This is a genomic window from Sedimentitalea todarodis (assembly GCF_032595355.1).
GTDB classification, from domain to species: Bacteria; Pseudomonadota; Alphaproteobacteria; order Rhodobacterales; family Rhodobacteraceae; genus Sedimentitalea; species Sedimentitalea todarodis.
In genome coordinates this window covers 73,800-97,639 of sequence record NZ_JASMWN010000013.1, presented here as the reverse complement: position 1 = coordinate 97,639, position 23,840 = coordinate 73,800, and the positions used below count along the sequence as shown (strand labels likewise).

The window sequence follows — 23,840 nt, the reverse complement described above, 5'->3', positions numbered from 1 at the left end:
ATCGATTATTTCTTATCGGTTCGATAGATTTTATTGATCACCGTCAAACTCGGTTGCCACCCCAAATGCCATTCTGGCCGCAGTTTCAATCATGTGGCTCTTGGGATCACCCAGATAGGACGCGGTGAAGCTCAAGGGGTTTGGCACCCAACCCGGGTCGAATTCTCGGATCTTTCCGGCGTCGGTATAGGGTTTTGCCAGTGCCTTTGGCAGTGCCGCGACACCGATGCCCGATTCGACAAGCCTGAAACAGGCTGAAAGCGAAAACGACGGAAACATCCTCACATCTGGCCCAACCCGCTCGAGCAGAAGCGCCTTTAACTCGCTGTAGGGTCGGGTGTTGCGGGCATAAGTCAGAACCGGCATGCGCAGAAACTCAGAGGGATTGCTGTGCTCTGGCTGCACATTGGCAGCAACGTACCAGGCCAGCTCAAATCCGGGCAGATCGACATTGTTGACCGTATACTCGGAAACCGGTCCCAACAGGATCGCAAGGTCAATCTCGCGATCAAGCAGAGCCGCCCGCAGATTCACCGAGATATCGACATTGATCTCAACTTCGAGCTTGGGAAACTTCTTGTGCAATCGTGTCACAAAGTCAGGGAGCCAACATTGGGTGATCGTCTCGGACGCCCCGATGCGCAGATACCCTTCGAGCCCCTCGGGATCGACCACGTTCTTGTTGACCATTTCTGCGAGGTGCTCGAAACGCTCGGCATACCTGAGAAACAATTCGCCGTGTTTTGTCAGCCGAAGCCCGCCGGGCCCTCTGTCGAACAGGGACTTGGACAGGCTTTCTTCGAGGTTCTTGATCCGGGAGGTCACCGCCGGTTGCGTCAAATTCAAAACCCGCGCGGCTTTGTTGACGCCACCGAAACGCACCACGGACAGAAAGGCGCTGATCTGATCCAAGTTGATTCTGGTCATTCTGCCAAACTGCGCGAGAATCGGCCCGATCGGAAGCTATTTTGGTCCCAGCACATGCTGGACCCTTTCCAGTCAGCAGCCCGGCGCGGCCCGAAGGAGGGTTTTACGCTGGTGGTAGGAGTTTCATTACACGCCCGGGCCGAAGTCTAGGCGCCGGGCCCGAAGTTCGAGAACCGAGTTTCACCGCCGGACCATCGCCGAGTGTATGGAATGGTCACTGCCAAGGTCTTCTGATGCCTGCTTAGCGTGCTGAAATCAGGCACCGACCAGTTGAGGCCGACGAGCCGCAGAAGGCTCTCGACGAAGCCTGTGGTCTGCCTGAGGGCCATGCCGAAGAGGGCTTTCATCGTCAAGCATGTCTGGATCGCGGCATCGCTATACTGCGGCTGCCTGCCGTTCAGCCCATCCGGTGGCGCGCTATCGTTCCACCTTCTCAGAAAACTCTATGAGCGGACCAGCGTCGTCATCACGACCAACCTCACGTGCAGACGGCCCCCGCCGGAGCCTTACGAAGTTTCGTAATTTTGTACGGTCGTATCCATCTGAGCCCTCCATATGCTTCAGGCTCATTTCCAGATAACAATCAGGCAATTTCTACGAGGGTGATGGGAGCGCGCTTACGTTGAATCGGGACCCAGTGCTCTTTGGAAGCCCGAATGTCCACAGACCCGAGCGCAACGGTCCCGTATCAAGTTGTGTGGGGAACCACCAGAGTTGGTACTGACGAGCGCCTCAAAACTCTTTTGACCACTGTCCCGATGAAAGTATGCCCGGTGCCATGCTCATGTGTCCCCATTACGATCATGCCACAATTGAGTTCTCTGGCGCGTGTCAGAATTTCTTCTGCCGGATGACCATCAACAAGTTCAACTGAACTGACCGTTGCGTAGGCGTCCCTGTCAACAGCCGACAGCGTTTTGATAAACGCCTTCTGATTGTCTTTCAGCAGTTGCTTGACGGATTCATGGCGGTTCTTGATCGCCAGTTTCCTGGAGGCATCATCCTGCATGAACATCTGCATCGTCACCACTGCGTCCTGCGACAGTGGTTCCGTCACATGAAGCACATGAAGCTTGGCATTGTTGGCCTGCGCCATGCTCAGGGCAAAACGCAGGGCGTTGTCGGAATTCTTGGAAAGATCGGTTGCGACCAGGATATCTTCAATTTTCGGCAACATGCGTTAGTTCCTTTTTCTGATCGCGGTTCAATATCCAAAAAACCTTGGTAACCAAAGGGATATCTCGGGAACAAAGGCAATAATAAAAATTGCGACCGTATTGATGAAGGCAAACGGCAGAGCTGCTACCGATATCTTCTCAATCGAGATGTTGGATATTCCCGATGCGATGAACAGGTTCTCGCCCAAGGGCGGTGTCTGGAAACCAATACCGAGGCAGCACACCATTACCACGCCAAAGTGGATGGGATCGATGCCGACACTATAGGCAACCGGCAACATGACCGGAACGAGGATCAGGATCGTTGCCAGCGTCTCCATAAACATGCCCACGAAGAGCAGGAAGAAGATTACCAACGCCCAGATGACATAGATGTTGTCGGTGACAGACAGCATTCCGTTCGCGATGGTCGCCGGAATTTGGTTCTCGACCAGAAGACGCCCAAACACAGTCGCAGTGAACATGATCAACAGAACACGCCCGGTAAGCCAGGTTGTGGTCTCAAGCGCCGTGAACAGTTTTTGCCAACTTAGCTCTCGGTAGATGAACGCGCCTACGATCAGTGTGTAGAAGATCGCCACAATTGCAGCTTCCGTAGGAGTGAAGAAGCCCGAATAGATACCGCCCAAGATAACCACCGGAGCCATCAGTGCCCAAAAACCGCGATACAGCTCGCACCAGATCTGACGCGCAGACCATCCTTCGGACGAGCCTTTGTAGCCGTGTTTTTTCGCAAGGATATAGTTCATCAGCAACAGGCTACCGGCGATCAGGAACGCTGGCATGAACCCTGCAATGAACAGTTTCGGAATCGAGACCGTCTGAAACTGGCCAAACTGTTCAACTGCCGCCGGCGGGGGTGGCATGCCAAGCGCTGCGATACCGAAGATGATCAAAGGGATCGACGGTGGAATGACAATGCCCAGGCCGCCCGAAGATGCGGTGATGGCAGATGCATAGCTCCGTCCATAACCGCGTTCGATCATGGCTGGTATCATCAACATCCCTACGGCAGCGGTTGTCGCCGGACCAGAACCAGAGATTGCCCCAAAGAACAGGCACGCAAAAACGGTCGCCGCGGACATACCGCCTGTGAAGGGTCCCGCGAAACTCTCGGCCACGTTGATCAGCCGTCGCGACAGACCCGCGGCTTCCATCAAAGCACCGGCGAGGATGAACGCAGGCAAGGCCATAAGCGGGAACGAGCCCACAGAGGTGAAGGCGATTTGGACGAACTTTATCGGGTTCTCGTCAAGGTACAGAAACGAGATCAGTGTCGACACGCCAAGGGCAACGGTAATCGGAGCCCCGAAGAACATGAGAAGCAGGAAGCCGCCGAAAAGGATAAGGATGATCTGGGATTCCATTACTTCTTCTCCTGCTCAAGTTCGGCAGCTTCAGCGCGCACTTCTTCCAGATCGATGGCATCAGGATCGCGGAGATTTTCGCCTAGAACGATCTTCTTGTAGTTCACCTGCAGGACGCGGAATGTCATCAAGGAGAAGGCGATGGGCAGAACGATGTAGACCCAACTGAGGTGAAAACCCATTGTCTGAGAGGACTGGAACTTGTTCATCTTGTTGAAGATAAAGTCGATCGACAGGTAGACGAAATAGACGTTGAAAAAGACCCAGAACAGGTCCGCAAAGGCCTCGATGTACTTGATAGCACCAGACGGCAAAAACTTGAATTGAAAGGTCACGCGGTTGTGAGCGCCCATTTTGGCGGCGTAACTCGCGCCAAAGAAAACGAACCAAACGAACATGTAGATCGACAACTCTTCGACCCATGAGAAAGAGAAGTCAAACAAAGTCCGAACGATAACCTGCAGGAACAGCAGGCACACAAATATCGCTAGCAAGGTGCGACAAATATAGCTCTCAATGTTATCAATCACATACCAGAATTTTGTCATTGGCCCCTCGCTGTCAATTGAGAAAAGCGCCCGAAGGCGCTTTCCACTGTTTTCGTTGAGACTTACTGGGAAACGGGGTCCCGACCGATTTCTGCAAGCACGGCGTTCAGCTTGTCTACGCCGCCTATGCTATCGTAGAATTTCGGCCAAACGGCTTCTGTGGCCAGTTTGATGAATTCTTCTTCGTTGTTTTCCGGATCCGTGATTTCCATACCTTCATCCAGAAGGATCTGTTTGATTTCAGCCTCCTTGTCCCGCAGGAATTGTGCAGATGCGGCTGTTGCTGCCTTGCCTGCTTCCAGGATGATGTTCTGATCTTCCTCTGACAATTCCTGGAACACTTGCTCAGAAATAATCAGTGGCTCGATCGAGAAAATGTAGCGGATGTTGGTCACGTACTTCTGAACTTCGTAGAACTTCATGGCGTTGATGGTGGTGTAGGGGTTGTCCTGACCGTCGACAACTTTAGTCTGCAAGCCTGCAAATGTCTCCGACCATGCCATCGGCGTCGGGCTGATGCCCCAGGCCTTATAGGTATCAATCATGATTTCATTTTTTGGAACACGGATCACCAGACCCTGCAGGTCGGCAACGGATTTGACCGGCTTCTTCGAGTTGGTCAGCACCCGGAACCCTGTGTAAGTCCAGGCAATGATGCGCACGCCCGCGTCGTTGATTGTGTTCTCTGTCAATTCCTGACCGATCGGGCCTTGGGTCAGCTTTTCGGCATCTTCCAGGCTCAAGATCACATATGGCAGTGTGAAGACGCCAACCGTAGGTGAAAACGGTGTAACGTTGTTGATCGCCAAAATCGACATATCCAGCGTGCCGATAGCGGCTTCGTTCACAGTGTCCTGTTCCGAGCCAAGTTGCCCATTCAGAAACAGAGTTGCAGTATGTTTGCCACCCGACAGTTCTTCGAGCGCCTTCACAAAGCCGATACCTGTCGCCTCTTGGCTGCTGCCGCCACTGTCGCCTACAGCGATCTTGAAATTCTTGGCGTACGCCGGTGCGGCTGCCATCAGTACGACAGCAGACGCCACCGTAGCAGCCGTCGATAGGTATTTCATAAGTTTCATTTGGTTCCCTCCAGTTGTTGGTCTTGGTTTTGGTTGGCCCAAGCTTGCGGGCAAGTTGGGCTGACCGTCAATCGGCAAATCGCGATCTAGGTCTTAACTGCCCTTACTAGGTTGCTTCTTGGTTGCAGTTAATACAAAGTTCTTGACGTAAGCGTCGATAAAATGGAACCTTTTTATGGTGCGAAAAATCGCCAGCAACCGCATCACTGATGTGGACATCCGACTGCTTGCCATATTCAAGACCGTTGCGGCGTGCGGGGGGTTCACGGCCGCAGAGTTCGAGCTGAACATCGGCAGATCCACCATCAGCAAGCATATTTCCGACCTTGAAACCCGGATCGGATTCAAACTATGCCACCGTGGCCCGGCCGGCTTTTCACTGACATCTGACGGGAAGCTCACTCTGGAAGCTGCGGAAGACCTGTTCGTGTCACTGGACAGATTTCAGGAAAGAGTTGATGAGGCGCACGCCGACTTTTCCGGGACACTCCGAATCGCCTGTATGGATCACTCTTCGACCAACCCGGAAGCCAAGGTTTTCGAGGCAATACGCATGTTCCGTGACATCGCACCGGGGGTGACGCTCGACATTTCCCATGAGACACCCACCGTCATTGAAGACGGTGTGATCAACGGAAAGCTAAATCTTGGGATTGTTCCATTGCACCGGAAATCTCCGATGCTGACATATGAAGATTTGTACACGGAAGACATGCGTCTTTATTGCGGAAGAGGTCATGCTCTATTCGGAAAACCGACCAGGGAACTCGGCTTGGACAGGCTGAGAAGTTTTGCTTATGTTGGCCTGAGCTTCAACTCACCGAACATGGAAATCCATCAAGAGCTTAGCTTGCGCAAATCGGCCTTCGCGCAAAATGAAGAAGCACTTACGCTTCTCATCTTGTCCGGTCGTTACCTAGGTTTCTTACCTACGCACACAGCTAAACCCTTTCTGGACGCAGCGCTTATGCACGAGCTGGAAAACGGCACTGTCAGATACACATCCAGAATGTCCGCCATTGTACGAAAGAGCGCCTCCGCCGGTAGGCGGCTAACAACCTTTTTGGATTGCCTGACTGCTGCTCACACGTAGCACCATCTTCAGTTCGTCCATGCCAAGTGGGTTTCAATCAAGGTATGTGAAACCTGGATCAGCCTTTTGGCACATATCGACCGAGGGGTTCACTTGGTGAATCCCTCATGATGGCTGATTTCCATGAGCAGTTTGATCACCTTGCGGTTTTTGAGGTTGATCATGCCACGCAAATCCCCGTTCAAGCACCATCGCTTTCCCCGTGACGTCATTCTATGCGCCATCCGCTGGTATCTGCGCTGCCCGCTTTCCTATCAGAACGTGGCTGATCGCGTTGCCCGGTGTATTGTCTATCGCGTTCGCCTTTGCGATTACTTGCTGGCTCGAAAAGCCGTCGCATCCATTACGGTGGCAGTTTAGGAAGCACTGATGAGTCTTGCGATGATCAAATACGCGGCCATCGGAATCGCGGTCTTGTTGATCGCCACAGAATGTGTGTTGCGTTGGGGCGCAGGTCTCGGCGACCCGCCTCTTGCAAGGTTGGACCCTTCAACAGAATACGAACTTGTCCCGTCGGCGACATATCGGCGTTGGGGCAACACGATTGCAATAAACGCCAATGGTATGCGGGCACCGGAACACCCTGCTTTGCCTGCCAACCAGGACCGACACCTCCTCCTGATTGGTGACAGTGTGATCTACGGTGGTCATTTTCTGGACCAATCCGAAACCATTTCTGCCCGGCTCGGTGAGTTGCTAGGCGATGATCCTCGCCTTGCTGGGTGCACACTCCGGGTGCTTCCTATGGCCGTCTCAAGTTGGGGGCTTGTAAATCAAGCCGCATTCCTGAAAAAACATGGGCCGTTTGGGGCAAGTGCAGCAGGCATCGTGGTATCGGCCCATGACCTTTATGATGTACCAGGCGCCACGTCCGACATTCTGCCCTACCGCACAGAACCTTCTTGGACTGCGATTGGTGATGCGCTGCAAGCCGTAACGGAACGCTATCTCCGATCCTCTCATGCAACGGCAGACAGTCAGTCACCAGCGGTCCGGGCACAGCTTAGCTTGGCGGCTCTTGATCAAATCGCAGATACCTTGATGGACCAAAACGTGCGCCCTATTTTGATATACCATCCGACGACCATGGAACGCAGCGGAACAATTCGTGCGGCACAGTCAAGGTTTCTGGAATGGTCCGAGGCCCGTGGCATTCCGTTTCTGGATCTTGGAATGGTACAGATGGCCGAGAACGACTATCGTGACGCGATCCACCCAACGGCAACCGGCGCACAGCGTATCGCGCAGACGATCGCCCCTGTGATTGGGAAAAGCCTTCCACGCTGCCTTGATTTTTGACTGTCTATCAATTTGTGCGGTTGGTGGAATGAGGTTTTGGAATGCGAGATGCTGCTGCCAGCGAAACCTTTCTCAAACCTGTCGTTTTTATTGACGCCAATTTCGGTTAGAGGTCGTTCGCATGTGGCCAGCCACCACATCGTGGACTTGAAACACCAGATCCGGAAACGCACATCGCCAAAACCGTAAAGCTTGTGCACAGTTACCGGGCCGGATGCATCACAGACGTCTCCAACGCGTCGATTGAGCAGGTGGTCAACGAAGGAGGGGCTGAAGAGCCTATGGATACCGACAACCGATGAAACTGTTGTACAGCTTCACCAGAGCAGCCTTTCGCAAATCGTGCAGAATCTGGTGTACGAGACGTCTGTCAGCGGGACAGGGACGAAGCAAGATTTCGCCCAGAGCACACCAGACTACTTGCGACGCGATGTGCCGCCGATACTCACTTTGTCAGGCCCCCAGTTCTTTGGTTTCCCGTGCGATGGACCATTCGATGAGTTCTGTCCACAGCGAATGCACAAGGTCTGGGTCTAGTTCCAGTTCGATGGCGGTTGCACTGACTTTGTCCAGAACTTCTTCAACGCGGTCCGCTATTCTCGCGGGCAAACCTTCAATTCGTTTGAGATCAACTGCGCGGTCTATGTAGCGGCTTCGCGTGACCAGCAACGTGATGAGTTCGACGTCGATAGCGTCGATCTGCACGCGAAGTTCTGCCATGGAATTGCAGGTTTCAGGCGGTACAAGGCTGTCCATTGCTGTTGTCCAATCTGTGCTTATTGCGGGCGGTTTGGCCTGCCCAAAAGTTGACGGAGATGCCGCAGGGCACGCTCCGAGCGTTCTTCGAGCAGGCCATTGTAGGGCGTGGCAGGCGGCCAATGACGCGCCGGATTTGCTGATCTCCGATCAAAAAATCCAGGTAAAGACCGACGGCCGCACCAGAACGCTCGAAGTTATGGTAACCCTCATTTCTGGCGCGCAGCAGCACCTGTTCCAGCAAAGGAAAGACCGCCTCTCGACCGGCCCAAGACAGTGTTTCGCCCAGCTGGCCACTGCTGTCAGCCGCAGCGGCCCGGTTCAAGGCAATCGCGCGGTCGCCAGCGAGCAGTTCAAGCAGTTTCGGACCAAGTGTGCCCGGAATCGAAGGGGCATCATTGTCGGTTTGCAACTCGGCTTCAAGGTGGCCTTTCACTTCTTCTGCGTTGCGGGTGACAAGCGCCTGAAACAGGCCATGCTTGTCGCCATACCAATTGTAAGGCGTCTCATTCGATGCGCGCGCCTTTTTGGCTATTCCGAGCATCGAAGTGCCGCAATATCCCTCGGTCTCCAACAGCTCATACGGGTTTGCCCAGTCGCGTGCAACAGGGCCGCACCGTGCTCGGCCGCGCCCTGTGGGCCGACGATTGTGGCCATGCCATATGTGACGCAGGGCGCGCTAAGCGCCGCCATGGCGTCTGCGGCCAATCGCGCGCCTAGCGTGGCGCCATAGTCGAGAAGCTCGGTCAGGCCGTCCTGGTCAACACCTGCACAGGGATTTCGCAGCATCGCTAGGGCGGCCACCCGGGTCAACGGGGTGCAGGGCCCACCCATCTCGTCGGTCTCGCTCCGGTTGCGGATCAGCATCGTTTTTCGTATCTGCATCACGCATTCTCCTGCAATGTCGCCGAAAGGGCCCGGATCTTGAGTATCCGAAAAGGACCGCTGCGGGAAGAACGAGGGCGAACAGCCCAGCTCCAAAGAGGAGTGCATCCTCCGGTGCGCCTGTACGACCGAAAATCCAGCCTGCCGCTGGCGGGGTTGCCGTCATGATCGCGAAATAGACCGTGAGAAACACGCCCATGCCGAGCGCCCGTCGTTCCGGGGCCATGGCCAGTCCGGCCAATGCCACTATCACCCCGGCCGGCGCCGTTCCGACGAGACCGAAGATCAAGCTCGCTGCCAGGCCTGCACCGGGCCCGCCGAGAAGCATCAGCGCCAGGATTGCCCCAAGCAATTCCGGCACACAGGATCAATCCCCACTCTTGCGGCAGGAGACCTTTGGTCCGGGCTGCGGCAGAGCTTGGCGTGCGCATTGTTCTCGAAGGCAACGTTCGGCGCGCTGGCGACCGGGTGCGGGTGACGGCGCAACTGATCGACGGGCTGACAGGCGGTCACGTCTGGTCCGACGTCCATGATAGCGAAACTCGCGATGTCTTTGATCTGCAGGATGCAAACCACCGTGCATCGCAGCACAATCGAGGAACCGGTCGAACGCCTCAGCCGCCCGGACCTGACAGTGTGGGAACTGACGATGCGGGCTTGGTAGCTGCTATATGATTTCACGCCCGAGGCTTATGCGTCGGCAAAGATGCTCCCTGAGAGTGCACTGGCGCTCGACCCGGAAAGTGCCGAGTCCAACCTGGTCCTGTCGTTGATCAACCATCCCATCGCCATTCTGGGCTTTGCATCGGACTCAGGCCCTGCCATGGAAGCGGCCTACGCACTTGGCCGCCGCGCAATACAGCTCGACGACCGAAACGAATACGCCCATTGGGCGCTTGGCATCGGTTGCTGGGGTCTGCACCGGCTCGACGAAGGGATCGCGGCGCTGGAACGCGCAGTTGAGCTCAATCCCAATTGCTCACTCGCCTACGGCAGTCTCGGGACCGCGCGTGAAATTGCCGGACGGCCCGAGGAGTCCATTGCGAACCAGGAAATTGCAATCCGCATGAATCCTCGCAATCCAAGCATCTTCTTCTGCTTCTCGGGTCTCGCATTGGCGCATCATACAACAGGCGATTTTGATGCAGCGATACTCTGGGCCGAGCGCTGGCCTGCTCACCCAGTTCGTCGCCGCGAACAAAACCCGGTTTCAAGTGACGGGCGGCACCGCAAACCAAACGATCGCGGCGCGCCATTCACGAATTTGCGTCGCTGACCATTCAGTAGATGGCTTTGTTGAGTGTGACGTCGGCTGTCGAGCCTGCCTTGAACTCTGCGCTGCCCCGAGCGATCAGCCAGCCATCAATGTCTTCCAGACGCGCAACGATCTCCCGCGCTGACGAAGCAATCGAATCTACCGGCAAGAACAGTGAAAAGGCTATCGTCTTTGACTTTCCATCACTGCTGAGGGTGGTTTTTGCGCGTTGATGCCGCGAAGCATCCTGAATGGCAGGGTCATCAACATAGACATCGACCTGACCCTTCGGAATAGACTCGCCGCCTTCGAACCTGACAACGCCGCGCACAGCTATCGATTGCGCAGCGACTGGCATGGCCGCCACTGCGGCGGCAGCGCCAGCTGTGATAAGCACCGCGCGCCGGTCAATCGTAGGCTTCATCATCATTCTCCAAAATCGCCATGACGTCGACATCGGAGGGGACCGGGGTCCCCGCCCGAAAGCCCACTAGATAACAATGAAATCACTTGCCGAAAGATCCAGATTTGCGCTCAGGCGCGCAAACTGAATGGCTTCATCGTCGCCCGTGCCGTCAGAGTCGTAAGATAAGGTGCCATCGTTGGTGTCGTAGATGATGCGGTCGCTGGCATCAAACGCCACACCTGCCGAACTCATATGGAACGCGTCAAAGCCAAGAGCGCCATCGCCGCCCACATTCTCGAAGATCAGATTGTCGAGCAGGATCAGGTCATCATCGACATCGAAATCCATGATCCAATCGACATTGCCGTCTTCAAGCGCCGTGGAAAAGCGGAAGGAATCCTCGCCGACACCGCCATACAGCAGATCTGCCGCCATTCCGCCGTCCAGAAGGTCGTTGCCGCGGCCGCCGCGCAGGGTATCGGACCCCGCAATGCCTGGCTGAAGCGGAGGCGGCGGAAAATCAACCGATACGTTCAGTTCGTATGTCGAGCCCTCTGGCACCGTTTCCGCCCAACCACTGCCCGGAGCCGTCGGCGACCAGCTGCCCTCCAGAATGTAGTAGGTTCCGGTTTCCTCGACGGTGAAGGCAATGCTTGAATCCCGGTTGCTTGTAGAGCCGGGATCGCCGCCGCCATCGTCGTTCTGGGCGACGATCGTACCGCTGCTGTCCAGTAACCTGACCCAGCTGTCATGAACGTTGGGATCGGCGATCCCGTCGATGTCGATCGAGATCTGAGTGCCGGCGGCGAGGTCGATACTATAGTATCCGCCCAGACCATTTCCGGTAGCGCTGACGGTTGTGTGAAGCACGGTTGTCGAATCGAAGATGTTCGGATCTTCGGCCAGCGAGAAGTTGTTTGAGATGTCAAAGGCCGTTGCTATTGAGTTGTTCGTCGCATCCGGTCCCAGCGTGGCATAGCCGGTGCCCATACCCGGTTGTGGCAGAGGTTCGCCCTGATAGGCGAAATCGCCAAGCAGGGTGTCATCGCCACGGCGACCCTTGATTACATCCGAGCCTCCCTGACCGGTCAGGACATTGGCCCCATTGTCGCCTCTAATGCGATCATCAAAGCCCGAACCGGCGATGTTCTCGATGGAGACATAGGTGTCACGGGCAGATTTGCCGCTGTCCAGCTTGAGCTTGAGCCCCTTGGCCGCATTGGCATAGTCCGCCGTGTCGCTGCCAGCGCCGCCATTCAACAGGTCGGCACCTCCGCCACCGCGCAGGATATCGTCGCCCGAACCGCCGGAGAGCTCGTTCACCTGATCGTCGCCGATGAGCGTATCGTCGTGGAATGAACCGATGACGTTTTCAAAGCCAACGACAAAATCGTGACGGATGACGGTGCCGCGCCCGACAATCTGGACTGGCCCGTCCGCATCGCCGCCACTGGCTGTCTCGTTCGCGAGATCAACCGTCACACCGTCGGAACTGCCGGCATAGACGACCGTATCGATCCCGTCGCCGCCGTCCATATAGTCCTGACCGCCGCCACCGATGATCGTGTCGTTCCCGTCTTCACCATACAGGATGTCGCCGTCGGCGCCGCCATCCAGGATGTCATCGCCGCCGCGTCCGTTGAAAACGTCGCCGCCGCCCCGACCCCAGAAATGGTTTGCGTCGGACGTGCCGATGAAACGATCGATGCGGTCATCCGAGCCGATCAAGTTCTCGATGCTGTAGAAGGTATCGCCCGATGCGGTGCCGCCACTGGCGATGTTGGTCTCGAGGTTGACGAGCAGTTGGAATGGGCTTTCCCGGCTGTAGTCGACCGTATCGACGCCATCGCCGCCCCGGAAGATGTCAATACCATCCTGGCCGCTTAGCGTATCATCCCCGTCACCGCCGTCGAGAATATCGTTACCCTGACCACCGAGGATCGTGTCGTTTCCGCCGCCGCCATAAAGCGTGTCATTGCCGTCGTCGCTCTCGGTCTGATCCTCGAGATTCGCAAACGCAATCGTATTGTTGATGTCCCGGCTGGCGAGCGAGTCGCGCCCGCCGAAGATCAGGTCATCGCCGCCCTGCCCAAAGATCGTATCGTCGCCCGATCCCCCGTCGAGCGTTTCGCCGCCTTCGGTGCCGATGATGATGCTGGTCAATGTATTGTCGCCGATGCTGGGCACCGGTTCGCCGCCGTCATCGTTTGGCTGGGATGTCGAGTCATCGGCGTAGATGATGTTTTCGACGTTGGCGATGGTTCCCACGTCCAGATCGCTGGACAGCACGATGACCGTGTCATTGCCGCCATTTGCCTCTTCGCGCACGATATCGTCAGCGGAATCGACAAAATAGACGTCGTCGCCACCGTATCCCGCCATCCGGTCATTGCCGCCGCGGCCGTCCAGAACATTGGCACCGTCGTTGCCGATCAGGATATCGTCATGGCTGCTGCCGATACCGTTCTCAATGTAATACTCGGTCGCATCCGCATTGTGCCCGTCAAATATCGACACGTTGTTGCGATGCCCGTTCACGCTTGAAAACTGTCCGGCGCGCAAATCAAGGATCGTGCCCGCAGTCGAACCGGAGAAGTCTATGGTATCGGTTCCACCGGTGTCATGGATCACAAAACCGATATCGTGCTGCATGCCGTAGGCTGTGAGCTCGTAGCCATACTCGGTGCTGTTGAACCCGTAAACGTTATCGCCCGTCATGAGGTCGATGGTTTGATAGGTCCGCACCCCGTCCGCATCGACGGTCGAGAAAAAGCGGCGGATGACGGCCTCGATATCGGCCATGAGCGGTGTTGCTGCGGACCAGCGGGTGTCTTCACCAACGTCGATTCCGTCGAAATAGGACATGACGCTGTATTGCTGCCGGTCATATGTCCAGGTCGCATTGTTCAGATAGTTGATCTGTATGCCACCTGGGCCGCTGTAGTTGTACAGGCCGGGATGGTTCAGGCCGAACTCATGGCCAAATTCGTGAATGAAGGAATCGAACACATAGCCGCCGACATCCGTCTTGTTTGGCTCAGTGTCATGAAAGCGCTGACCGATGCTGACATACCGATTGCTTGAAAAAGCGCTGCCATCGCTCGGCTCGCCCAGTTCGGGGCTGACGACCCGCATCCAGTCCGTTGAGCTGTCCCAGGGCGTGTCGTAGACGATCTCGAATTCCAAAGGCGTAACCGAGGACCACATCTGCAAGGCACCAACAGCGGCGGCCTGATACTCTGGATGGTTGCTGAGTTCCTGTACATTGATTCTCAACGGTTCCGCAGCGATCGCCGGGGTAAGACTGCGATTCAACGCTCCGACATAATCGAGGAACGCCTCGTAGTCTTCGCTCTTGCCATAAGGATTATCCGGCGTCTGGTCATTGACCCACCATTCGACCGCAGTTTCGCTTGGGTTTGGCATTTTTGGAACTCCCTGTCTTGACAAACAAAAGTAGCTTCAGATGTAAGGTTTCCTTGCTGCCGGTAACCGGCAGTCATCATGTTCACGGCCCAATCAGGCGCGTCACATTCGATGATCGAGAACATTGCAATAACAACCATTGCTAATGTCAATCGATCGACTAACAACTATTGCGAAAGACACCAAGAGTCTAGGGATAGCACCAATTGGGTCGCTCAAACTTGAGGCCGCCGACTGGCGTTAGCGATCGCGTGGACGCCCTCTCGCGGGCTTTGTTGCACAACTTCGGTCAAGGAATACATCTCATGAATCCAGTGCGATAGCTGGGGTGTATTGGCAAACGGGCGACCTTCAGGGTAAGCATCCGGGGAGGGCTGCGGCGAGGTCAGGTCGCGCTTTCAAAGGCCATCGTTTCCTTTACGAAATTGCGGCCTAAACCATCTGAACCCATTTCAGATCTCTCACACGACTGCGCGATGTTGAGGACCTGCCGGCCATGCGCGGTGTTGCCGTCAGCTATGAACCATCTGCTCTTTGGTCGGCAACTTCGGGGTCGCATATAGGGGCTCCCCCTCGACATCGATCACCGCTGCCTCAATGGGCTCAACAATCGATCCGAAGGGTCACGCAAACCGGCCCGACGGCAAGAACAAGCCCCTTGTGTTTTGCAAGCAAACCACTGCCGGACCGTGCAGGGGGACGGATTCAATCGCACCGGAAAGCACAGCGCTCTCTTTCCGTCCAAACCATATCTAATCCGTCTGCCACCTGCGCCGCGAGACCCCTCCAGCAACGTTCTACCGCCACGCCCGAGCCGACGTCCATTGGATTTGCAAAGGCATCTCGCGAGCGTTGAAGGTATCCCCTATCACCCCGCCCGGAACTTCGCGTGTTCTCGAGAATAACAAGATATACTTGGACTTTGCCGGATATCATCAGGTTTCCCCCGATGCATCAGTAGGTTTCTTCATACGCCGCACAGCGGGCGTCAGTGTCCATGTCGGCCAGATAGGCGATTTCGGAAGCCTTGTGCGCGCGGTAGACAGGCGCAAACGCCTTTCCGAACCAGCCATTGGCCAACGGGTTTGCCTCGAATTGCTCAAGCGCGGCTTCCAGTGACTTTGGCAAACGGACGAAGCCGCGCTCGGCCAAGGTTTTCGGCGAGAGCAGTGACAGGTCCTCTTCGGTCGGGGCAGGCGCAACCAGACCTTCTTCGATCCCCTGACATCCGGCGTGTACGATCGCTGCCAGCGCCATATGCGGGCAGGCGGCGGCGGCGGCGGCGCGGTATTCGATGTTGAACTGCCGCGCGATAGAGGCCGGATCTTTGGCCGTGACCGGGCAGACACGCAACGACGCTTCGCGATCCCGAAACCCGAGATTGTTATAGGCCGCCGACCAGCGATGCGGGGTCAGCCGCTCGTAGGAAACCACCGATGGTGCCGTCAATGCGATGATGTTTTCGAGGTATTTCAGCACGCCGGCAGAAAAGGCCGAAGTAAGCTGTGACATGCCGCAGGCACCGTTTTCGTCATAGGTGACGGGTTTGCCATCATCGTTGATGAAACTCATGTGGATGTGAACGCCATTGCCTACGCTGTTCACGTCACGGATCGGAGTGAAGGTTGCTTTCTGTCCCATGGACCGGGCGGCAGACCGGGTCAACTCGCGCAGTATCACGGCAGCATCGGCAGACCGCACGCCTTCATCCGGGCCCACGACAACCTCGTATTGATTGGGGCCGTATTCCTTCATGATGCTGTCGGGGTCGATGCCGGCACGCTGAAGCGCGGCCACCAGCGTTTCGCAGAGCGCGCGCTGAAGCTCGAAACCCTCGCGCCCAAAGCCTTGATTATCCACCGCCGGCTTGCCCTTGAGCTGAAATTCATGCTCGAAAGCCGAGATCAGGCGCACGCCCGACACCCGGTGCAGACGGTGAAGAGCGGATTTCAGCAAGGACCGGGTACAGAACTCCCATGGCTTCCCTTCAAGCGTGACAATGTCAGCCAGCATGAAATGCTCGGCCGGGCCGGCGCCGAAATCAACACGGACTTCTGCGGTTGCGTCAGGGATCAGCAACAGGTCCCCCAATGCGCCGAACGGGCTTTCGCCAATGCCATCAAAGCAATTGATCAGCACATTGGTGGGAGTCCAGCCAACGCCGCGCACCAGCCGCTTGTCCAGCTGATCCGCGGGAAACGCTTTGCCGCGAACTTTGCCAGCGAGGTCACATGTGGCAGCAAAAATCAAGGGCGTAGGGGTCATGATGATCTGTCCTTTTGGATGATCCGGGCCGCGTCCCAGGCGTTGATCCGGGCCTCTGTCTGCTCCCAGTTGTCTTCAGCAATGCGGGTGACGATCGCCTCGGTGACGGCCAGCGCGGCGGTATAAGTATCCCACAGTGTTCCGCTTTCGATCGGGACGGGGATGACCTCGGAAGCGTATTTGGATATTGGCGACAGCCACTTGTCGGTCATCAGAACCACCCGTGCGCGCAGGTCCTTGCTGGCTTTTTCGCTCAGTTGCTCAAGGCTGTGCTGGTACCGTCTGAAATCGACGATGAACAACACATCCCCCTGCCTCATACGCAAGAGGTATTCCGGCCAGACATCGATATTCTCAGGAAGATGATACACGCCCTGCCGGGATTGGCGCAGGTGAAATGACAGCTGCTTTGCAATCGTGTCGCTGATCCGTCCTCCCACGACGTACACATCGCTGCGCGAGTCGCTCAGAAGCGTGCAGACACGTTCGAACTGGACTTCTGTAATGGCTTCGGATGCGATGGCCATCTGCGCGGTCGCGCGGGCAACAAAGTCGCCCAGATACCCCCCCTCGACGGATCGCGAGCCACGGTGAATCTCGGTCGGTGAGCGCTGCCCCTCCTTGATTTCCGCAATCAGGTCGCGCTGAAACTCCTGATAGCCGGCAAGACCGATCTTGGTGACAAAGCGTGAGATAGAGGGCGGCGACACCTCGGCTCTTTTTGCAAGTTCCTGAATAGAGGCGAGTCCCGCATAGGGGTAATCCGACAAGATGGCTGCCGCCAGCTTCCGTTCGCTCATGGTCAACCCATCCGCCGCCGATTCTATCCTTTTTTTGACAAGCAATTCTCTCATGCTCCTGAAACCCTGAATTCAATCCTTGCTGGAAATAAATTTTCAGTCAATCAAGATATGTTGGCTTTGAAAAATATTGTTCGTCTACTTGCCGGGCTGACAAAGGGGGATTCTGGGGGAAATGATGTTGTTCGGATTTGGCCTCTCGCTTGTTCAGGACGGCACCGGGTTAGATATGATTCAACGTGCGGGCTCTTTGCCGGAGGCCCGGTGGTGAAAACTGACGCAATAAAACGCGGATTCCTCTGCTCTGCGGACCCCGATCCGGTGGAATGGGTGAACTCCGACAGCACGGCGCCGGTCCTGTTGGTCTGCGAGCACGCCGGGCAGGCAGTACCTGCGGCGCTCGGTGATCTGGGTTTGCCCCCCGGCGCAATTGACGGTCATATCGGCTGGGATATCGGGGCAAAGGTGCTGGCCTGCGCACTGGCATATCGGCTTGATGCACCACTGGTCATTCAACGCTACAGCCGTCTGGTGATTGATTGCAACCGACCACCTGATGCGCCGGGTTCCGTGCCCGAGGTCAGTGACAATGTCACTATTCCGGCCAACCTTGATTTGACTGCCGAGGCAAGACGGGTGCGTCGGCGAGAGGTATTTGACCCTCTGGATCATGCAATAGAACAGGGATTTGCCAAGGCACCGCGGCGCGCGGCCTTCTCGGTGCATTCCTACACACCACATTTAGGTGGGCTGGCCCGCAATTGGCATGCCGGTTTCCTGTCCCGTCGAGATTCAAAGACTGCACAGATAATGCTGGATCATATTGTCCTGCACGCCCCGAATCTGACACTGGCTGTGAACCAGCCGTATCAGATCGATGATGAAACAGACTGGTTCCTGCCGGTTCATGCTGAACCGCGTGGCATAGCCCACACTCTGATCGAGGTTCGCAATGACCTGCTGACCGACCCGGACGGGACCGCCCGATGGGCCGACCTGCTGGCCGGGGCGATCACCGAAATTCTGGAATGTCAAAAATGACCATGACGCGTGAAATCCCACTGACCCCTGCGCAATCGGCGCTCTTGTTCATCGATGTCCAGAACTTTGCGGCCCATCGCGACGGGGGCGAGTTCACCGCGCTGACTGATGCGCAGTTTCAGAAAAAATATGGCTGGCTCTTTGAGCGACTCGAACATGTCATACCGCGCATGCAAGCTTTGCAGGCGGCGTTTCGGGCGAAACAGATCGAGGTCATGTACACCACGATCGAGAGCCTGACTCTGGATGGTCGCGATCGGAGCCTGGATTACAAAATCACCGGCTTCAACGTGGCCAAAGGATCATGGGACGGCAAGGTGATCGACCAAATCGCCCCTGTCGGGGACGAGATCGTTTTCCCCAAATCCTCATCCTCGGTCTTTGTCTCCACACATATCGACTACGTGTTGCGCAATCTGGGTGTGAAGCAACTGGTGATCTGCGGGCTCTTGACCGACCAATGCGTCGAAGGTGCGATCCGCGATGCCTGCGATCTTGGGTATCTCGTCACACAAGTCACCGATGCCTGCGCAACAGAGACTCAGGCCCGCCAGGACAATTCGCTGTCCACAATCAAAGGCTATTGTCGGCAGGTCACAACCCAGGAGTTGCTTGATGAGCTGGAGGGCAAGTAAATGAAACCTGCATTGCAAGCTGTATTGGACGTCATCGAGGCGGACCGCGATCATGTTGTCGCGCTCACGCAGGATCTGGTGCGCATCCCGTCGGTAAATCCGAAGTTTCAGTCGGAACAGGGCCTGCACCGGGAAGCCGATGTGCAGGATCGGATTGAAGAGGAACTGCGCCCGCTTGGCTTTGATCTTGACCGTTGGGATGCGTTGGAAAACCGCCCAAACGTGACCGCAGACCTGCCCGGCTCGGAAGACAAGAGCATGATCCTGTGCGGCCATATCGATGTGGTGCCGGTTGGCGACAGCGCTGCATGGAGCCGCGATCCCTTTGGCGGACAACTGGAGGACGGCCGGGTTTGGGGCCGCGGTGCCGTAGATATGAAAGGTGGCGTGGCAGCCTGCATTTCGGCAGCACGTGCAATTCGCAAAGCCGGGATCGAACTGGACGGGCGACTGTCGATCCATAGTGTGGTCGATGAGGAGGCCGGCGGTTTCGGTGCGATCGATCTGGTCGAGCGCGGTGGCACCAAGCTGGCCAGACATGCGATCATCGCTGAGCCGACATGGGGCCACGTTATTCCCGCCGAAGGCGGCCTGAGCTGGGTTCGGGTTACAATTTTCGGGAAACAGGCGCATGCAGGGTGGCGATTCAACGCGCTCTGGCCGCAACATGACAGCCTTGGCCGGCTTGAACCAGGTGTGAATGCCATTGAACTGGCCAATCGGTTTTTGAACGCGTTGCGCGATTTCGAAGCCAGCCGCTGCCGCAGAACCAACCACCCGCTCCTACCAGCCGGACTGGCCACTATTAATCCCGGAACGATCATGGGCGGCGCGGGCATGGGCCCGGACGGCAATCCGGCGGTGATGAGCAATGCCGCCATGATCTCGGACGTTGTGACCATGGTTCTGGACTACAAATTCATGCCACAGGAGAACTTCGGCGACGTTCAGCGTGAATTTGAAGAGTTCATTGCCCATTTTGCCGCGATGGATCCGTGGATGCGGGAAAATCCGCCGAAAATCGAGTGGGATCTTTGGGGATTGCATTTCCCGCCAATGGACACGCCTGTTGATCATCCGCTGGCACAAACCGTTTTGACAAGGGCAACAGAGTTGCAGCTTGCAAAGCCGGAAATAAAGGGGTTCGAGGCGGTTACAGACGCTGCGCACTATGCTGGCAAGGGTGTTGTGCCGGTGATTTATGGCCCGGCGGGCGACGGATTTCATGGCGACAATGAATGTGTCGAGGTCGGCAGCCTGATCGAGACGACCAAAGTGATTGCCGCATCTGTGCTGGACATGTGCGGTGTCAGGTCATGAGCGATCTGCACCACATCGAAACGAGCCATGGAACGCTTGCTTACCGTGAAAGTGCCGGCGATGGGCTGCCGGCATTGATGATCCACGGCAATTCCACTTGCCGCGAGGTGTTTCGAAATCAACTGGACGGGGCAATCGGCGCCGCACATCGCTGTGTGGCCTTTGATCTGCCCGGCCATGGTGCAAGTGAAGACGCCCGCGATCTCGACCGGACCTACAATGTGCAAGGCTACGGTGCGGCGGCCATTGAGCTGATGCAGGGCCTCGGCATCACTCGCTATGCGGTGCTTGGGTGGTCGCTCGGTGGGATAATCGCCATCGACATGATGTCGCAAAGCAAGGCGCTGGCAGGTGTGATGATCACCGGATCGCCTCCGATCACCCAGGGCAAAGGGGCGGTGGCGGAAGGGTTCTGCGGCGATATCGAACACTCGATAGCGTCCAAGCAGCTGCTGTCGGACGAAGAAATCGACATGTTCGCAAGAAACACCTGCGGATCAGATGCCCCCTATGATCCGTTCCTGAAAGACGCCGTAACACGGTGCGATGGCCGCGCCCGGTCGTTGATGATCGCCAAACTGGCTTGTGGCATCGGCCCCAACCAACAGGAAATTGCCGTGAACGCACCGAACCCGTTCGCCATCGTCAACGGTGCGTTGGACGCCTTTATCCACAACGATTTCATCGCAGGGCTGCCCTACAGGAACATATGGCAACGCAAAGTCCACGACATTCCCGGGATCGGCCATGCGCCATTCTGGGAGGCTCCGGAGATGTTTGATCCTTATCTGAGCGGATTTCTGAATGACGTAACCAAACCAACGGGAGAGTAAGATGAAACGCAGAACACTGCTGGCAACAGCGACCGCAATGGGCCTGCTGGCATCGGCTGGCGTCGCCGCCGCGGATGTCATCAAGATCGGCGTGCTGGCGCCTGTTTCCGGCGCACAGGCCGCGGACGGTCAGGAGATGGTCAATGGTGCACAGCTTGCGATCGACGAACTGAACGCCGCAGGTGGTGTTGCAGGGCACACGTTTGAATTGGCCGTGGGCGATGTCGTTGACGGTGCCGCTGACAAGGTGACAACGGCTGCGGAACGTCTGCTGGGCGATCGCGATATGGGCGCCATCATGACCGGCTATGCCTCGGGTTAGAACTTTGAGATCGAACTGATGGCCGAAATGGAAATGGTCTACCTGATTTCAGCGAACTCCTCGCAGACCGAAGCCCTCATTTCGCCTGACCCCGATGCCTTCCAGACCGTCTGGTCGCTGACGCCATCATTCGCCGGGTACAATACCGAAATCGTGCCGGTGATCGAAAACCTGGCAGCGGACGGCAAACTTGATCTGCCCAACAAAAAGGTTGCCCTGGTCGCATCGGACAATCCCTATTCCAAAGGCATCGCAGATGGCATGGTAAATGCGTTTGAAAGCGCAGGCTGGGAGGTCGTCACCAATGACTTGTTGCCGTTCGGCGAGATCAACGACTGGCGCGGATTCCTGGGAACAGTGCGTGAGGCCGAACCCGCGGTGATCATCAACACCGACTACGTGTCGGCCAATGCGGCGCTTTTTGTATCCCAGTTCAACGAGAACCCCACCGACAGCCTTGTGTTCATCCAATATGCGCCGTCCGTGCCGGAATTCATCGAGCTGACCAAAGAGCAGTCTTCGGGTATCGTCTACAACCTGTTGGGCGGCATCCTGAATACGCCAACCAACCCGCGCGCTGCCGAGGTTGTCGCAAAATACGAAGACGCCTATGGCAATGCCCCCGGCACCTACGGGGCGGCCCTCTACGAGCAGGTGCAGATCTATGCCGCAGCGCTCGGTGAAGTTGGCGATCCTGCGGATCGCGTCGCCATTGGCGCGTCCTCGACTCAAACCGCAATGGGCATGGTGTCTTTCGATCCCGCCACGCACCTTGCTGTTCAGTCAAACGATGGCATCCCGCTTCAGTTTTACCAAATCCAGGACGGTGAGCGCGCTCTCTTCTACCCGCCGGTCTATGCGACTGGTGAGTTCATCGAACCCAGTTGGATGAAGTAAAAGTTGTCAGGCCGCAGCGGGCATTCCTGCGCGGCCTGATGGCCGGAGGCAACCAATGAGCAACCCAATTCTTGATGTTCGCAACGCAACCAAGCGCTTTGGCGGGCTGACAGCCGTCAATGACGTCAGCTTTATCGTCCGGCGCGGTGAACTTCTGGGAATTGCCGGACCAAACGGGTCGGGCAAAAGCACGCTGTTCAATATCGTTTCCCGCATTCCATTTGGCCCGACTTCGGGAGGGATCTGGTTTGATGGTCAGCAGATTGACCGCATGGCGCCGCATAAAATTGCCGGGATGGGATTAACGCGCACATTCCAGAAGGATGTGGAATTTCCCGATTTGACCGCGTCCGAAACCGTGGGGGTTGCGGCCACCTATGGCAAAGGATTGCCACGCAATGAGCTGCAGGGTTCAGTGCAGCAGGCGCTCGATCTGGTTGAGTTCGACCCTGAGCGCCGTACCATGCCGACCACCGAACTGTCGGTTTATCAACGCAAACAGCTGATGATCGCCTCGGCGCTTGTGATGGACCCGAAGGTTCTGATGCTGGACGAGCCGGCCTCGGGTTTGACCCGACCCGAAATCTCGGCCCTTGAGGCGCTCTTGCGCAAGATCAACGCAACCGGAATCACCATATTATTGATCGAGCATGTGCTGAGCCTGCTCATGGCCGTTTCAAAACGGCTCATTGTACTCAACCAGGGTGCACTGCTGTCCGAAGGGGACCCCACCGAGGTGATGAAAGACCCTGCCGTGGTCGAAGCCTACCTGGGAACGCGTGCCGCATGACAAACGTTTTGAACATCGAAGGAATTGAAGCTGCTTACGGCAATGTCACCGTATTGCGCGGGATCAACCTGCATGTAGGGCAAGGTGAAAGTATCGGATTGTTCGGACCAAACGGGCATGGGAAAACCACTCTGTTGCGGGTGATTTCCGGATTGATGAAGCCAACTGCGGGCAAGGTAACATTTGACGGTGTCGACATCACGGCCGCCCGCCCACCGGTGATTGTTTCCAAGGGGCTGGTACAGTCGCAGCAGGGCAACACATTATTTGGTGACATGGGCGTTGCGGAAACACTGCAAATGGCGGCCTTTACCAAACCAGCCCGCGCGCAGGCCAAACAATCGCTGGCGCAGGTTTATGGCCTTTTTCCGCGGCTTGCCGAACGCGGACCGCAAAAGGCAAAAACACTGTCAGGTGGTGAGAGGCAGATGCTGTCCATCGGAGCAGCCCTCATGTGCGCCCCGCGTCTGTTGCTGCTTGATGAACCGACACTGGGACTTTCTCCAAAGTTGAAAGAAGAACTTGCTGTCGCGCTGAAGGAAATCTCGGCTTCTGTGCCTGTCGTCGTCGTCGAACAGGACGTGGAATTGCTTCTGTCGCTGGCAGACCGTCTCTATCTGATCGAACATGGCGAGGTGGAGCGTGAGATTGGGCAAGACGACGCGCCAGACCATCAGGAAATCATGGAAATGTACTTTGGGGAGCATGCAGGCTGATG

Annotated in this window: 21 protein-coding genes and 4 pseudogenes; 12 read left to right on the top strand and 13 right to left on the bottom strand. The window is 56.6% G+C overall.

The annotated features are described in order from the left end of the window. Nucleotides 1–30: 30 nt before the first annotated feature. Complete coding sequence (locus QO231_RS15910; RefSeq protein ID WP_316778477.1) at nucleotides 31–927, bottom strand: LysR family transcriptional regulator; 897 nt, start codon at nucleotides 925–927, stop codon at nucleotides 31–33. Between the two features lie 203 nt (nucleotides 928–1,130). Next, nucleotides 1,131–1,343: pseudogene (locus QO231_RS15905) on the bottom strand (transposase); the annotation flags it as partial. Between QO231_RS15905 and QO231_RS15900 the strand changes: the two are divergent. After that, nucleotides 1,312–1,410, top strand: a pseudogene (locus tag QO231_RS15900) (ATP-binding protein); the annotation flags it as partial. The pseudogenes QO231_RS15905 and QO231_RS15900 sit on opposite strands and share 32 nt — an antisense overlap. Before the next feature lie 205 nt (nucleotides 1,411–1,615). Here QO231_RS15900 and QO231_RS15895 read toward each other — a convergent pair. The 4 genes from QO231_RS15895 to QO231_RS15880 all read right to left on the bottom strand — a co-directional run bounded on the left by QO231_RS15895 (nucleotide 1,616) and on the right by QO231_RS15880 (nucleotide 5,042). Continuing rightward, complete coding sequence (locus QO231_RS15895) at nucleotides 1,616–2,104, bottom strand: universal stress protein (RefSeq protein ID WP_316778475.1); 489 nt, start codon at nucleotides 2,102–2,104, stop codon at nucleotides 1,616–1,618. A 27-nt stretch (nucleotides 2,105–2,131) separates the two neighbouring features. Then, the gene (locus QO231_RS15890) at nucleotides 2,132–3,472 is read right to left on the bottom strand and encodes a TRAP transporter large permease (protein ID WP_316778473.1); all 1,341 of its coding nucleotides are present in this window, start codon (nucleotides 3,470–3,472) and stop codon (nucleotides 2,132–2,134) included. Then, nucleotides 3,472–4,020, bottom strand: a complete 549-nt coding sequence (locus tag QO231_RS15885; protein ID WP_316778467.1) for a TRAP transporter small permease — start codon at nucleotides 4,018–4,020, stop codon at nucleotides 3,472–3,474. The genes QO231_RS15890 and QO231_RS15885 overlap by 1 nt, the downstream gene beginning before the upstream one ends. Nucleotides 4,021–4,082: 62 nt before the next feature. Continuing rightward, nucleotides 4,083–5,042, bottom strand: coding sequence for a TRAP transporter substrate-binding protein (locus tag QO231_RS15880; RefSeq protein WP_316778623.1), 960 nt, complete (start codon nucleotides 5,040–5,042; stop codon nucleotides 4,083–4,085). 232 nt (nucleotides 5,043–5,274) lie between these two features. Here QO231_RS15880 and QO231_RS15875 point away from each other — a divergent pair, with 232 nt between their 5' ends. From QO231_RS15875 to QO231_RS15870, 3 genes and pseudogenes are all read left to right on the top strand, one after another. Continuing rightward, the gene (locus QO231_RS15875) at nucleotides 5,275–6,192 is read left to right on the top strand and encodes a LysR family transcriptional regulator (protein WP_316778463.1); all 918 of its coding nucleotides are present in this window, start codon (nucleotides 5,275–5,277) and stop codon (nucleotides 6,190–6,192) included. A 162-nt stretch (nucleotides 6,193–6,354) separates the two neighbouring features. After that, a pseudogene (locus tag QO231_RS26280) lies at nucleotides 6,355–6,480 on the top strand (IS6 family transposase); the annotation flags it as partial. Between the two features lie 81 nt (nucleotides 6,481–6,561). After that, nucleotides 6,562–7,491 (top strand): hypothetical protein, encoded by a 930-nt coding sequence (locus QO231_RS15870; protein WP_316778460.1) that lies wholly within the window; start codon nucleotides 6,562–6,564, stop codon nucleotides 7,489–7,491. 453 nt (nucleotides 7,492–7,944) lie between these two features. On the opposite strand, the gene QO231_RS15865 is transcribed toward QO231_RS15870, so the two are convergent. The 3 genes from QO231_RS15865 to QO231_RS15855 are packed head-to-tail and all read right to left on the bottom strand — an operon-like array spanning nucleotide 7,945 to nucleotide 9,132. Further along, nucleotides 7,945–8,247: a chorismate mutase gene (locus QO231_RS15865; RefSeq protein ID WP_316778457.1), complete on the bottom strand. Its 303-nt coding sequence runs from the start codon at nucleotides 8,245–8,247 to the stop codon at nucleotides 7,945–7,947. Continuing rightward, a complete protein-coding gene (locus QO231_RS15860) occupies nucleotides 8,225–8,791 on the bottom strand; it encodes a TetR/AcrR family transcriptional regulator (RefSeq protein WP_316778454.1) in 567 nt (188 codons plus the stop codon). The genes QO231_RS15865 and QO231_RS15860 overlap by 23 nt, the downstream gene beginning before the upstream one ends. After that, nucleotides 8,779–9,132, bottom strand: coding sequence for an amino acid synthesis family protein (locus tag QO231_RS15855; RefSeq protein ID WP_316778451.1), 354 nt, complete (start codon nucleotides 9,130–9,132; stop codon nucleotides 8,779–8,781). The genes QO231_RS15860 and QO231_RS15855 overlap by 13 nt, the downstream gene beginning before the upstream one ends. A gap of 706 nt (nucleotides 9,133–9,838) precedes the next feature. Here QO231_RS15855 and QO231_RS15850 point away from each other — a divergent pair. Then, nucleotides 9,839–10,408, top strand: a complete 570-nt coding sequence (locus QO231_RS15850; RefSeq protein ID WP_316778449.1) for a tetratricopeptide repeat protein — start codon at nucleotides 9,839–9,841, stop codon at nucleotides 10,406–10,408. A 4-nt stretch (nucleotides 10,409–10,412) separates the two neighbouring features. On the opposite strand, the gene QO231_RS15845 is transcribed toward QO231_RS15850, so the two are convergent. The 4 genes from QO231_RS15845 to QO231_RS15830 form a co-directional block, all read right to left on the bottom strand. Further along, a complete protein-coding gene (locus QO231_RS15845; RefSeq protein WP_316778446.1) occupies nucleotides 10,413–10,811 on the bottom strand; it encodes a hypothetical protein in 399 nt (132 codons plus the stop codon). Between the two features lie 66 nt (nucleotides 10,812–10,877). Next, complete coding sequence (locus QO231_RS15840; RefSeq protein WP_316778443.1) at nucleotides 10,878–14,219, bottom strand: M10 family metallopeptidase C-terminal domain-containing protein; 3,342 nt, start codon at nucleotides 14,217–14,219, stop codon at nucleotides 10,878–10,880. Between the two features lie 954 nt (nucleotides 14,220–15,173). Further along, nucleotides 15,174–16,484, bottom strand: coding sequence for a glutamine synthetase family protein (locus QO231_RS15835; protein WP_316778440.1), 1,311 nt, complete (start codon nucleotides 16,482–16,484; stop codon nucleotides 15,174–15,176). Then, nucleotides 16,481–17,338 (bottom strand): MurR/RpiR family transcriptional regulator, encoded by an 858-nt coding sequence (locus QO231_RS15830; protein ID WP_316778437.1) that lies wholly within the window; start codon nucleotides 17,336–17,338, stop codon nucleotides 16,481–16,483. Before QO231_RS15830 ends, QO231_RS15835 begins: the two co-directional genes overlap by 4 nt. 213 nt (nucleotides 17,339–17,551) lie before the next feature. On the opposite strand from QO231_RS15830, the gene QO231_RS15825 reads away from it, so the two are divergent. The 7 genes and pseudogenes from QO231_RS15825 (at nucleotide 17,552) to QO231_RS15795 (ending at nucleotide 23,838) form a co-directional block, all read left to right on the top strand. Beyond that, nucleotides 17,552–18,325 carry an N-formylglutamate amidohydrolase gene (locus tag QO231_RS15825; protein WP_316778434.1) on the top strand — a complete coding sequence of 258 codons (774 nt, stop codon included), beginning with the start codon at nucleotides 17,552–17,554 and terminating at the stop codon, nucleotides 18,323–18,325. Next, nucleotides 18,322–18,960 (top strand): isochorismatase family cysteine hydrolase, encoded by a 639-nt coding sequence (locus QO231_RS15820; RefSeq protein ID WP_316778432.1) that lies wholly within the window; start codon nucleotides 18,322–18,324, stop codon nucleotides 18,958–18,960. Before QO231_RS15825 ends, QO231_RS15820 begins: the two co-directional genes overlap by 4 nt. Further along, nucleotides 18,961–20,280 carry a M20 family metallopeptidase gene (locus QO231_RS15815; RefSeq protein WP_316778428.1) on the top strand — a complete coding sequence of 440 codons (1,320 nt, stop codon included), beginning with the start codon at nucleotides 18,961–18,963 and terminating at the stop codon, nucleotides 20,278–20,280. Further along, the gene (locus tag QO231_RS15810) at nucleotides 20,277–21,113 is read left to right on the top strand and encodes an alpha/beta fold hydrolase (protein WP_316778425.1); all 837 of its coding nucleotides are present in this window, start codon (nucleotides 20,277–20,279) and stop codon (nucleotides 21,111–21,113) included. The genes QO231_RS15815 and QO231_RS15810 overlap by 4 nt, the downstream gene beginning before the upstream one ends. Nucleotide 21,114: 1 nt before the next feature. After that, a pseudogene (locus QO231_RS15805) lies at nucleotides 21,115–22,332 on the top strand (ABC transporter substrate-binding protein). Between the two features lie 55 nt (nucleotides 22,333–22,387). Next, nucleotides 22,388–23,122 carry an ABC transporter ATP-binding protein gene (locus tag QO231_RS15800; protein ID WP_316778424.1) on the top strand — a complete coding sequence of 245 codons (735 nt, stop codon included), beginning with the start codon at nucleotides 22,388–22,390 and terminating at the stop codon, nucleotides 23,120–23,122. Then, nucleotides 23,119–23,838 carry an ABC transporter ATP-binding protein gene (locus QO231_RS15795; protein ID WP_316778421.1) on the top strand — a complete coding sequence of 240 codons (720 nt, stop codon included), beginning with the start codon at nucleotides 23,119–23,121 and terminating at the stop codon, nucleotides 23,836–23,838. Before QO231_RS15800 ends, QO231_RS15795 begins: the two co-directional genes overlap by 4 nt. The last annotated feature ends 2 nt before the right edge of the window (nucleotides 23,839–23,840 follow it).